The following is a 12,030-nucleotide window of genomic DNA, read 5'->3' on the forward strand; positions in this document are numbered from 1 at the left end:
GGCTCGCCTTTTTTTATTCCGCCGCCTTCAGTGGGGTTGTTGGTGGATGATCTGGCCGGTCGTCCAGAGCGCTCTGATCAGGGGCAACTCGGTCCGGTTCATCGGTCCAGATCATCTCGGCTGCTTGCACATCTCGCGCGCTTTGGCCGATTGCCATGTCCTGCGCGATCTGGCTGGACCGTCCCGCCGTGGCGCGCGCCAGCGCCTTACCCAGCCATACCGCGTAGGTTGTGACCCAAACCCGTAGCGCCAGGAATGAAGGCGTGACGATCAGCGTCAGCACCGTGGCCGTGCCGAGGCCAAAGACCACCGCCGTCGCTAGCTGTTTCCACCACAGCGCCGTGGGGCTGTCGATCGAATACCCGCCACCGATGAAATCCAGCGACAGGCCGAACATCATCGGGGTCAGACCCGCCATGGTCGTCAACGTGGTCAACAGAACCGGACGGATACGCGCCTCGGCCGTGCGGACGATGGCATCGATACGCGACATGTAACCGCTGTATTCCTGAAAGGTGTCGATCAGAACAATATTGTTGTTCACCACGATACCAGCCAGCGCGACGATCCCAGTCCCGGTCATGATGATCGAGAACGGTTGCTGCATCACCATCATCCCCAGCAATACTCCGGTCGTAGACAGAACCACCGCCAACAAAACCAGAACCGAGTTGTAGAATGAGTTGAACTGCGCCAGCAGGATCACGAACATCAGGCCCAAAGCAGCCAGAAACGCGCTTGACAGGAAGGCCTGGCTTTCAGCCTGATCTTCCTGATCGCCCGTCCACTCCCACGCGATGGTGCGGCCGAACGGGTCGGTCTGCAGCCATTCGGTCAGTACAGCAATCCGTTCATTCGGATTGATCAGGGCAAACCGAGCGTCACCGCTTTCGATGGCGGCCCGCACTTCGCCCACATTCTCGGCGCCCGTCAGCTTCACGAGTTCGAACTCGGCTCCGTCCATATTGGTGATCGTGGTGCCGGTTGGCGTGGAACCTTCGCCAATCGCTCGCACTGTGGCCAGACGCAGTTCTGCGCCGTCCGGGCCAGTGGTAACGATCTTGCTCAGCCCCGGTTCGACATCTGCCTTGACGTCGTAGTAGCGCTGCTGGTCCACGCGATTGATCTCGGCCAGCTTGGCCACCGGTTTGCGGGTTACAAAGTTCGACAAGGGGACCAACCCGTCCGGGGTGCGAACTTTCAGCGTATCCAGCGTTGACAAAACACGATCCTGATCGGGCAGGCGGACACGGATTTCAACTTCTTCATCGGTCGAATCCGGACGCATCTCACCAAGCAGGATACCGCGTGTAACAAGCTGTACCATCGCGCCTACGGTTGCGACGTCAGCGCCGAACCGGCCCGCCTTGGCCACGTCCACGTCGATCTGCCAGTCGATGCCGGGTAGGGGCAGGGTGTCCTCGATCTTGATCAGACCGGGGGTGGTATCAAACGCCTCGCGCGCTGTGAGCGTGGCCGCGGTCAATTCTTCCCAGCTATCGCCCTTGATCCGCAGATGAACGGGCTTGGCCGAGGCGGGACCTTGCTCCAGCGCCTGAATATCAACGATGAAGCCGGGAAGAGTTGCTAACTCTGCGGTGAGTTCTTCCAGAACAAAATTGCCGTCATATTCGGCTGCAACTTCCTCCTTTGCAAAGCCGAGCAGACCAGCAATCGGTCCCCAGAACCAACCGGTAATCTGCTCAGAGCTGATTGGGCGATCTTCCCAAGGAATGAGCTCGAACTGCACACGGCCAATGGTGTCGGCTGGGGCTTCTGCTCCGCCATTGTTCTGATTCAGGCCGCCTTCGCCCGCAAAGGCAAATACGTTGATCACTGCCGGATGTTCACTGATGACGCGTTCGGCCTGAAGAACCATCTCGTCTTTTTCAGCCAGAGACAGGTTGCCGCGCGCCCGAACATAGGCTGTAGCCTGTTCCGGTTCGCTCTCGACGAAGAATTCTACACCGCGCGAGTTCTGCGGGAACAGGATGAACGCGATCCAGAATACCGCCGCAAAGACTACTGCGATTGATACCACCGGCATGACCGGATTGCCGACCAGGAACTTGATCACGTAACCAAAGGGCGTGTGCTCTTTTGTGGTATGCACATGTTCATCCGGGGTCCGTTCGATCTTGGCAGCGCTCAGCGTGACCGACCCGGCGAAGGCGCCGAACAGGAACAACAGCACACCCGCGAATGAACCACCGGGCAGCAGGTAGTTGGGGTTCAATACCTGCATCGCGCCGAGGAAGATCATGTACAGAGAAGGCGGCACCAGTAGCGCCCGCAGCCACCACGGCGCGCGTGCCCGCAGCCAGTTCGAACTGCGTTCAAAGCTGCGGCTCATACGGCCCGACACACCGCCCACGACCGGCAGGTAGATCAGTGCTACGATCAGCGAAGCCGACAGAACGAAGATCAGCGTGATCGGCAGCATCTTCATGAATTCGCCGGGAATACCGGGCCAGAACAGCATCGGCAGGAAGGCGCACAAGGTCGTGGCGGTTGATGAGACAATCGGCCAGAACATCCGCTGCGCCGCCTCGACATAGGCGTGCATCGGGCCGACGCCTTCTTTGATGCGCTTGTCGGCATATTCCACCACAACGATGGCACCATCAACAAGCATACCCACTGCAAGGATCAGGCCGAACATTACCATATTCGAGATTGTGACCCCGATCATCGCCAGAAAGGCGAAGCACAACAGGAACGAGGTCGGGATCGCAAAGCCCACCAGCAACGCGGCGCGCGTTCCCAGAGATGCCAGAACCACGATCATCACAAGCGCGACGGCGGTCAGAACCGACCCCTCAAGCTGACGCACCATCGAATCGACAATGCGGCTTTGGTCGTTCGAGGTGCCTACATCAACCGCGGCCTGCAACTCGGCAGGCCAATTGGTCTGAGCCTCTGCGACGGTGGATTTGATCAGCGCGACGGTGTCGATCAGATTGAAGCCCTTGCGCTTGACGACCTGCAGCGCGACGGTGGATTCTCCGTTGAACCGGGCCGTGCCGGCGCGGTCCTCAAAAGTATAGTTAATCTCGGCCAGTTCACCCAAGGTGACCACGCGGTCGCCATTGACCTTGACGGGCAGGCCATAGACGTCCTGCGCGGTCTTGAATGACGACGGGATCTTGACCGAGAACGTGCCCTGCTCGGTTTCAACCTCACCCGCCGCGATCAGTTGGTTGTTGTTCTGCACAACGTTGATCAGTTCAGCGGCCGTGACATTGTAGGCCTCAAGCCGGAGCGGGTCGATCACGACCTCAAGCATTTCATCGCGGTTTCCGGCGATACCGGCCTCAAGCACCGCATCCAACGCCTCAAGCTCGTCCTGCAGGTCTTTGGCAACGCGCGCCATAGTGCGCTCGGGGACTGGACCAGTCAGGTTGACAATGACGATAGGAAATTCAGAGAAGTTGACCTCGGTAATCGTATACTGCTCGGCCCCATCGGGGAAATCGGCCTGAGCGCTGTTCATGGCGTCGCGCACATCGGCGATGGTGGCGGATTTGTCCCAACCGAACTCGAATTCCAGCAGAACGCCCGCGTAGCTTTCAGCAGCAGTGGCGGTCATCGAATCTAGCCCGTCGAGATCGGCCATCTCGGTTTCCATCGGCTTGATCAGTAGGCTCTCGCTATCCTCCGCCGAGATGCCCGGAAACTGGACCGATACAAATAGCATCGGGATATCGATATCCGGCTCACCCTCTTTCGGCAGCCCTACATAAGCATATCCGCCGATAACCAGCGAGATCGCGATGAAAGCCAGAACCATTCTGGCTCGGCTTGCGGCCCAACTGACGATACCCGTCATTGCGATGCTTCCCTGTAGGTCGGCGCAACGGTTACGCCGCGTGTCACGAATTCCTGACCGATCACGATAATATCAGCGGTTTCTGGCAGGCCGCCAACCCAAACACCCTCGGCAGTGTCGCGCAACAGGCGGATTGGAACGAAATCGACAACGTTTTCAGCGACAACGGTGCGTACACCAAGTTCGCCCTCATTGTTCAGGGTCAACGCGGATTGCGGCAGCAGATGTGCTTTGACGCCCTCGGCAGCGATTTGGATATTGGCGGTCTGGCCATCACGGATCAGAAGTTCCGGGTTGGGAACGGTGATTTCTACTTCGAACGTACGTGTGGTTTCGTCGGCTGATCGGCTGAGGAAGGTGACGCGCCCTTCGACCTGCAAGCCTGTGACCAGTTGTGCAGACGCCATCGAACCGACGATAATCCGGTTCACTTCGGTTTCAGGCACAAAAGCCACCAACTTGATTGGGTCGAGCTGGATAACAGTTGCACACAGCGAACCGGGCTGCATCAGACTGCCCAATTCCGCGGTATCGCTTTCCAGCAGCCCCTTGAACGGTGCCTCGATAGTGAGGCGATCTATCTCGCGTTGGGCGGCTGCAACCGCTGCAGTGGCGGCTTCAATGCCCGCTTGCGTTGATTCCAGACCAGCCTCAGCGGATTTGATGCCAGCCTCGGCGGTACTCATTTCGGCCTCGCTCGAGATGCGGCGCGTTTCCGAACCGAACCCGGTTTCAGACAGCTTGCGCGCTGCTTTCAGATTGATTTCAGCCTCGGCCAGACGAGCATGAGCCTCTTCGATACGTGCTTCGGCTTCGGGTACACGGCTTTCGGCTTCAAGCTTTGCAGCCATCGCTTCAGCCAGACTTGCGGGGCGGGTGCCGGGATCCAGCTCACACAGTAGATCACCCGCTTCGACAAATGCGCCTTTGCGTTTTGGCTCGGACACGACGGTCGAGATCGTCTCAGCCAGTACCTCGACCTGGCGATTTGCCTTGGTTTGACCGCGCAACTGGACCGCACTGCCGATTTCGCGCGCTGTCGAACGCACCACGACAACACCTATCGCATCCGGAGCAGGCACTGATTCCGAAACCTCAGTTACGGCTTCAGCAGGCTCATCCCCGCGACCAGCGAACGCAAAAAGCGTGTCGCGTTCGAATACAAGAAAATACAACGCAATAATAACCAAAACAGCGTTAACGAATGAAATCAATCGCATGCGGTACAATCTCCAGATCTGTTCGCGCGGCTGGCTTTCGCCTCTATCACTTGAAATGGGGTAATAGAAACGGCTTTTCCATACTGAACTGAATAGTTCGGTTTAGTTTTTTTCGCAAGGGCCACGCGGATGCGGGCAAATGTGTGGATTCGAGCACTTGGCTTGGCCTGAACGGCGCGGTATGACATGGCGCTAGAAAACCGGACACTTAAGCCTGGGGGCAGGGATGAGCGACGTCGACAGTTTTATTGATGAGGTCACCGAAGAGGTGCGCCGCGATCGCATGTACCTGCTATTGCGCCGATGGGGTTGGGTGGGTGTTGTCGCTGTCATTGCCATTGTAGGTGGCGCGGCATTCAACGAATACCGTAAGGCGCGCGATACAAATCAGGCCGAAGCTCTGGGTGATGCGATTCTGTCTGCTTTGTCTCAGAACGCATCCGATGAACGCGCAGCCAGCCTGCAAGCGGTCGATGCCTCATCTGCGGGAGGTGACGCGGTTCTGAATATGTTACTGGCTGCATCGCAGGCCGATGCAGGGTCGCAACAGGATGCTGTGAACAGCCTGAACGCGATCGCTACACAAGGGGATTTGCCAGAAATCTACCGGGCGATTGCAAGTTTCAAGGCTTTGCTGTTGCAAGCCGACACGATGCCCGTCGCAGATCGCCGTCAACAATTCGAGGCGCTTGCGATACCCGGTGCGCCTTTGCGCTTGCTTGCCGAGGAGCAACTGGCCCTGATTGATGTGACCGAGGGAAGTACACAGGCTGCGTTGGATCGCTTGCAGGCTTTGCGCCAGGACGCCGAAGCCAGCGCCGATCTACAGCAACGCGCAGCCCAACTGATCATTGCGCTTGGGGGTGTGCCCGAGCCTGTCGCGACCCAGCAGGGTTGACCCGGCAGCGAAACGGAACATCACAGGCGAGTTTGTCGAATATGGTAACACGTTATTTCTCACGCTTTGGATTGGTCGCCGCGGCAGTTTCCTTGACTGCGCTGAGCGCATGTCAGGAACCCGAGATTATTCTGCCCGGTGAGCGTGAGGATATTCGCGCCGCCGATGACAACGAAACCGTGGAAACACGTGGCGCCAAGCCAATTAGCATTCCGGCCCAAAGCCGGAACGCGAACTGGTCGCAAAGCCCGGGCACCCCTGCATTCCGCACTACAAATGCCGCATTGAACCCCACGCCACAGCGTATCTGGTCAGCCAACATTGGTTCCGGTGACAGCCGGAAACAGCGGATTACTGCAGACCCGGTTGTTGCTGGTGGTTTGATTTATACGCTCGATTCCGGTGCGACTGTTTCGGCGGTGACGCCACAGGGGCAAGTTGCCTGGAGCACCAATCTGATTCCACCGAATGAAAAAGACGTCGATGCCACGGGGGGCGGGCTCGCTTACGCCGATGGTGTGCTGTACGTCTCATCGGGTTTTGGTCGTTTGACCGCGTTAGATGCTAAAACAGGCGCTCAAAAGTGGCAAAAGCGTTTGAATGCAACCGGCAGCGGCGCGCCTTTGGTCAGTGGCGGGATTCTATATCTGGTAGCCGGGGACGAGACCGGCTGGGCGGTGAACACAAAGGACGGCCGGATCATCTGGCAAATTGACGGCACTCCGAGCGTCGGTAACGTTTTAGGTGCACCAGCGCCGGTCATCGCCTCTGACCTGTCGGTCTTTGCGTTTGGATCGGGGGACATCGCTGCGACTTTTCGCCGGGGAGGCATCTTGCGGTGGAACGCATCTGTAGCGGGTGGTCGCCGGGGTCGCGCGGCGGCTCAGATCGTAGATGTGACAGCCGGGCCTATGGTGTCTGGCAATTCGATCCTGATCGGCAACCACTCGGGTCGTACGGTTTCCTTTGATACCGGTTCGGGCGAGCGGAACTGGACCGCTCTGGAAGGTGCGGTTGATACGGTCTGGCCTGCAGGAAACAGTGTTTTCCTGATCAGCGATCGCAGCCAGCTGGTGCGTCTGGACGCAGCGGATGGCTCGATTGTCTGGGCAATCGATCTGCCCGGATTCGTCAAGAACAAGCCGGGCCGTCGGGGTCCGATCTTTGCTCACTACGGCCCGATCATGGCCGGAGGGCGGCTGGTTGTAGCTTCGAACGATGGGTATCTACGCTTCTTCAATCCAGTTGACGGCGCGTTGGTCCATCAGATCGAAGTGCCGGGCGGCGCGACCACTGCGCCGGTTGTGGCGGGTCAGACGCTCTATGTCGTTTCGACCAAGGGCGAATTGCACGCTTTCCGTTGACGACAAGATGCGCTAAAGGGCGCTTCTTGAGTCTTGAAAGATGAGAACATGTCGCTGACCCTCGCCATTGTGGGGCGCCCGAATGTGGGCAAATCCACCCTGTTCAATCGCCTCGTGGGCAAACGTCTGGCTTTGGTTGACGACCAGCCCGGCGTGACGCGTGATTTGCGCGAAGGCGAGGGCCGTTTGGGAGATTTGCGCTTTACCGTGATCGATACGGCGGGTCTTGAGGACGCGACCGATGACAGCCTGCAGGGCCGGATGCGGCGACTGACCGAGCGTGCTGTGGACATGGCTGATGTCTGCTTGTTCATGATAGACGCGCGGGTAGGGCTTACGCCGACCGATGAAATGTTTGCTGATATCCTGCGCAAAAAATCCAAGCATGTGATCCTTGCCGCCAATAAGGCCGAAGGCAACGCGGCCGACGCAGGTGTGCTTGAGGCTTACAACCTTGGTCTTGGCGAACCGGTGCGCCTGTCTGGCGAGCATGGCGAGGGGATGACCGATCTCTATGCCCAACTTATGCCACTGGCGGATGCGGCAGCGGAAAAGGCACAGGACGACAGCCCCGAAATTGAAATCGAACTGGACGAGGATGGCGAGGGTGAAGCCCCTTTGATCACGGCTGATAAACCTCTGCAGGTGGCTGTGGTTGGGCGGCCAAATGCCGGTAAATCCACTTTGATCAACAAGATCATCGGGGAAGATCGTCTGCTGACCGGCCCCGAGGCCGGGATTACCCGTGACGCTATCAGCTTGCGGATCGATTGGGCTGACCCTGATGGCGACAGCACACCAATGCGGATTTTCGACACAGCAGGGATGCGCAAGAAGGCCAAGGTGCAGGAGAAGTTGGAGAAGCTCTCGGTCTCGGATGGTCTGAGGGCGGTCAAGTTTGCCGAAGTAGTCGTGGTTCTGTTGGACGCGGCCATCCCGTTCGAACAGCAGGATCTGCGGATCGCCGATCTGGCTGAACGCGAAGGCCGCGCCGTGGTCGTCGCCGTGAACAAGTGGGACATCGAGGACAACAAGCAAGAAAAACTTCGTGACCTGAAAGAGTCGTTTGACCGTTTGTTGCCACAACTGCGTGGTGCGCCTCTGATCACGGTATCGGCCAAAACAGGTAGGGGGCTGGAGCGTTTACGCGCCGCGATCCTGCGTGCTCATGACGTTTGGAACCGCCGCGTGCCGACCGCAGCGCTGAACCGTTGGCTGACCGCCATGCTGGAACAGCACCCGCCTCCAGCGCCGCAGGGTCGTCGGATTAAGCTGCGTTATATGACTCAGGCCAAGACGCGCCCACCGGGGTTCGTCGTGATGTGCTCGCATCCCGACAAGATGCCCGCAAGCTACAACCGCTATCTGGTCAATGGGTTGCGCGAGGATTTTGACATGCCGGGCACCCCGATACGCCTGACTTTGCGTGGGCAGGGCGACAAGAACCCCTACAAGGGCCGACGCAAGAAAAACGCAGGCGCCTTGGCCAAGCATCTCAAGGGACGCGCGTAACTGCGCTAATTTTCAGCATTTTCAGTGAGGGGGCGTGACAGCCCCGTTTCCGCGCGCTAGCATTCAAGTGCGTGCATTTGTATTTGCACGTGCTGCTTGATTGCGGGTTTGCCGCACGTAATTTGAGTTTGAGATTGGTCGGACCACCCTGGGGAGCGGGCGTGATGGATCTGAGAGAATATACAAGACAATACGCGGTACAGGACAATACGCTTGCCGCCCTTAGCTATTTCGGAACATTTGCGGTGTATTTCGCATCGCTGGCTTTGGCGATCACGTATGTGGACCAGTGGTATGTCATGATTCCGGCAGGGATCGTTTTTGCCTTTTCTGCAGTCCGTCTATACGTGCTGCAGCATGATTGCGGTCACCATTCGCTGTTTGAAACCCGTCTGCAAAACGAATGGGCTGGCCACGGATTGTCGCCATTTACCTTCGCCCCGTTCGAAGTGATGAAGCAGAACCATAATCTGCACCATGCTGGGATCGGAAACCTCGAACATCGCGAGACAGGTGAAATTCACACAATGACGCTGCGCGAATGGAACGAAGCCGATTGGAAAACGCGTCTGTTTTATAGGCTTTACCGGAACCCGTTCATTCTTGTGCCAGTTGGTGCTTTGTTCACCTACTTCATTCGCTATCGCTGGCCCAAGAATACTGTTCGGTTTGGGGTGATGGGTGTGCTGCTGCATAACCTCTCAATTATCGTTTTTCTTGGGCTGCTTTACCTGATTGCAGGCGCCACCGGTATTTTAGTCTGGTTGGTCTTTTCTCTGCTCGGGGGCATGCTTGGTGTGTTTCTAGTGTATCTGCAGCATAATTTCGAAGACACCTATTGGGACCGACGTCCTGAGTTGGACCCCAAGCTAGCAGCACTGGAAGGATCATCGGCATTGGATTTCGGTTGGTGGTTTGACAATGCCGTAGCTTGCATCACCTTGCACGACATTCACCACTTCAATGCGCGCATTCCATCCTATCGTCTGCGCGCGTGCCACTATAACTTACCCCCGGAATACACGCCGCGTCGGATCAAATTTCCCGAAGCAGTGGCGGCACTGAACCTGAAGCTTTGGGATGAGGAAGCCAAGCGCCTTGTCCCGTTCCCCAACAGAACCGAACAGCACCGGCTGGCCGAAAGCGGTTAACGTTACACATGCTGTCCATCTCTCTACTTTTTCGTCAATGCCAAAACATTTACGTTGCCAGGGGGAGACAACGAAAGGAACCGACATGACCGCAGTTACCGACGTGAGTGGGGTAGGGCCAACGCTGGAGCGGGCGCTGAATTCAAAGGGCTTCAAAACAGCAGAAGCCTTAGCAAAGGCCAAACCTGAAGACATGCTTGGTATTCCGCGCGTCGGTATTGCCCGCGCAGCCAAGTTGATCGCAGCGGCGAAGGCTGTTGCAGGTGCCAAACCCAAGACCGCGGCTCGTGCACCAGCACGCCGCTCAACCAAGCAAAAGCCAGCAGCAAAGCAATCTGCGGTACGTCGGGCAACTGCAAAAAGTAATGCCGCCGCGAACAAGGCCGAGGCCGAGCGAAAAGCCACAGAAGAACGCCTTGCAGCGGAGAGAGTCGCTGCCGAGGCCAAGGCGAAGAAAAAGGCAAAGGCCAAAGCCAAGGCTGAGAAGGCTGCGAAGAAGAAATCCGAAATGGAAGCAGCATTTTCCAAAGCCAAGGAAAAGGTCAAGGAAAAGTCCAAGAAGGGCAAGAAAGACAAAAAGCCCAAAAAGGACAACAAGAAGAAGGACGCTAAGAAGAAGTCTGACAAAAAGTCCGGCAAAACGTCTGAAAAAAAATCTGGTAAGAAGAACAATAAGAAAAAGGCGAAGAAGTAACTCTTCTTCGCCTTGTCAATCGGGAACCGGCATCATCGATGCCGGTTTTGTTATGCCAGTTTACCGTCGATCTGTAGCGTAAGCTTGCCGCCCAGATAGGGGCCCAAGGCTTCAGGCAGGGTCACCGTGCCATCTGCGTTTTGGCCATTCTCAAGCACGGCGATCAGGCAGCGCCCGACAGCCAGACCAGACCCGTTCAAGGTGTGAACATATTCCGGCTTACCGCCAGCTTCTGGCCGGAAGCGTGCGTTCATGCGACGGGCCTGGAAATCACCGCAGGTCGAAACCGAACTGATCTCGCGATAGGTGTCCTGACCGGGTAGCCAAGCCTCGATGTCATAGGTGCGACGTGCGCCAAAGCCCATGTCGCCCGTGCAAAGAATGACGGTGCGATAGGGGATGCCCAGTTTTTCCAGAATACCTTCGGCGCAGCGCAGCATGCGTTTTTGCTCGTCGTCCGATTTGTCCGGATGCGTGACCGAGACCATCTCGACCTTTTCGAACTGGTGCTGGCGCAGCATCCCGCGCGTGTCCCTGCCTGCCGAGCCCGCTTCGGACCGGAAGCACAGGGAATGCGCGGTATAACGGCGGGGCAGATAGCTTTCCTCGATCATCGTGTCGTTGACGATGTTAGTCAGCGACACTTCGGAGGTTGGGATCAACCACCAGCCCTCGCGGGTCTGATAGCTGTCCTCGCCGAATTTCGGTAGCTGGCCAGTGCCTTGCATCATTTCCGAGAGAACCAGAACCGGGCCGTTAACCTCGGTCAATTCATTCTCATTGATATGCGTATCCAGCATCAACTGCGCCAGAGCGCGATGGATGCGCGCGACGCCGCCCGAGAGCAGTACAAAGCGAGAGCCGGACAGCTTGGCAGCGGTTTCGAAATCCATACCGCTCTGGACGGCTTCGATTTCAAAATGCTCTTTCGGTGCAAAATCCAATGCGCGCGGAGTGCCCCAACGGCTGATCTCGACATTGTCGTTCTCATCCGCACCTTCGGGCACATCCTCTGCCGGCAGGTTGGCGATACGGATCAGCTGGTCGGTCAGCAGAGCGTCCAGGTCCTTGGCTTCGGTCTGCATCTGGGCCACTTCGGCCTTTTTCTCGGCCACGAGCGCGCGCAGACGTTCGAATTCAGCCTCATCGCCGCGCCCTTTGGCGGCACCAACTTCTTTGGAGGCCTTGTTTTGCTCGGCCTGAGCCGTCTCGGCTGCCAGAATCTTGGCGCGGCGACTTTCGTCCAACCTCAGCAGATCTGACGACACCGGCGCGTCCCCACGGCGCGCAAGGGCGGCGTCGAAGGCGGCTGGGTTTTCGCGAATGGCGCGGATGTCGTGCATGGTTCAGATCCTTAAATGC

At 57.7% G+C, this 12,030-nt stretch carries 8 protein-coding genes; 5 read left to right on the forward strand and 3 right to left on the reverse strand.

The genetic code is table 11. From position 1 onward, the window contains the following. Nucleotides 1-13 precede the first annotated feature (13 nt). Nucleotides 14-3,829: an efflux RND transporter permease subunit gene (locus tag ACR0IU_RS04720; RefSeq protein WP_480715429.1), complete on the reverse strand. Its 3,816-nt coding sequence runs from the start codon at nt 3,827-3,829 to the stop codon at nt 14-16. Beyond that, nucleotides 3,826-5,049 (reverse strand): efflux RND transporter periplasmic adaptor subunit, encoded by a 1,224-nt coding sequence (locus ACR0IU_RS04725; protein ID WP_480715430.1) that lies wholly within the window; start codon nt 5,047-5,049, stop codon nt 3,826-3,828. Before ACR0IU_RS04725 ends, ACR0IU_RS04720 begins: the two co-directional genes overlap by 4 nt. Nucleotides 5,050-5,275: 226 nt before the next feature. On the opposite strand from ACR0IU_RS04725, the gene ACR0IU_RS04730 reads away from it, so the two are divergent. The 5 genes from ACR0IU_RS04730 to ACR0IU_RS04750 all read left to right on the forward strand — a co-directional run bounded on the left by ACR0IU_RS04730 (nt 5,276) and on the right by ACR0IU_RS04750 (nt 10,668). Then, the gene (locus ACR0IU_RS04730; RefSeq protein ID WP_480455740.1) at nt 5,276-5,947 is read left to right on the forward strand and encodes a hypothetical protein; all 672 of its coding nucleotides are present in this window, start codon (nt 5,276-5,278) and stop codon (nt 5,945-5,947) included. A 41-nt stretch (nt 5,948-5,988) separates the two neighbouring features. Further along, the gene (locus tag ACR0IU_RS04735) at nt 5,989-7,311 is read left to right on the forward strand and encodes a PQQ-like beta-propeller repeat protein (protein WP_170773131.1); all 1,323 of its coding nucleotides are present in this window, start codon (nt 5,989-5,991) and stop codon (nt 7,309-7,311) included. Nucleotides 7,312-7,359: 48 nt separating this feature from the next. Then, nucleotides 7,360-8,823: a ribosome biogenesis GTPase Der gene (gene der / locus ACR0IU_RS04740; protein WP_480715431.1), complete on the forward strand. Its 1,464-nt coding sequence runs from the start codon at nt 7,360-7,362 to the stop codon at nt 8,821-8,823. Nucleotides 8,824-8,987: 164 nt separating this feature from the next. Beyond that, nucleotides 8,988-9,974, forward strand: a complete 987-nt coding sequence (locus ACR0IU_RS04745) for a fatty acid desaturase (RefSeq protein WP_010442038.1) — start codon at nt 8,988-8,990, stop codon at nt 9,972-9,974. Nucleotides 9,975-10,059: 85 nt separating this feature from the next. Next, nucleotides 10,060-10,668, forward strand: coding sequence for a helix-hairpin-helix domain-containing protein (locus ACR0IU_RS04750; RefSeq protein WP_480715432.1), 609 nt, complete (start codon nt 10,060-10,062; stop codon nt 10,666-10,668). Between the two features lie 50 nt (nt 10,669-10,718). Here the strand turns inward: ACR0IU_RS04750 and serS are convergent, their stop codons facing one another. Continuing rightward, nucleotides 10,719-12,011 (reverse strand): serine--tRNA ligase, encoded by a 1,293-nt coding sequence (gene serS, locus ACR0IU_RS04755; RefSeq protein WP_480715433.1) that lies wholly within the window; start codon nt 12,009-12,011, stop codon nt 10,719-10,721. Nucleotides 12,012-12,030 lie beyond the last annotated feature (19 nt).

The organism is Ruegeria sp. CL5, assembly GCF_056536485.1.

What these genes read in the sequence shown, in the direction of transcription:
- ACR0IU_RS04720 (WP_480715429.1), bottom strand. Translation starts at nt 3,829, where the DNA reads ATGACGGGTATCGTCAGTTGGGCCGCAAGCCGAGCCAGAATGGTTCTG.
- ACR0IU_RS04735 (WP_170773131.1), top strand. Translation starts at nt 5,989, where the DNA reads ATGGTAACACGTTATTTCTCACGCTTTGGATTGGTCGCCGCGGCAGTT.
- der (WP_480715431.1), top strand. Translation starts at nt 7,360, where the DNA reads ATGTCGCTGACCCTCGCCATTGTGGGGCGCCCGAATGTGGGCAAATCC.
- ACR0IU_RS04725 (WP_480715430.1), bottom strand. Translation starts at nt 5,049, where the DNA reads ATGCGATTGATTTCATTCGTTAACGCTGTTTTGGTTATTATTGCGTTG.
- ACR0IU_RS04730 (WP_480455740.1), top strand. Translation starts at nt 5,276, where the DNA reads ATGAGCGACGTCGACAGTTTTATTGATGAGGTCACCGAAGAGGTGCGC.
- ACR0IU_RS04750 (WP_480715432.1), top strand. Translation starts at nt 10,060, where the DNA reads ATGACCGCAGTTACCGACGTGAGTGGGGTAGGGCCAACGCTGGAGCGG.
- ACR0IU_RS04745 (WP_010442038.1), top strand. Translation starts at nt 8,988, where the DNA reads ATGGATCTGAGAGAATATACAAGACAATACGCGGTACAGGACAATACG.
- serS (WP_480715433.1), bottom strand. Translation starts at nt 12,011, where the DNA reads ATGCACGACATCCGCGCCATTCGCGAAAACCCAGCCGCCTTCGACGCC.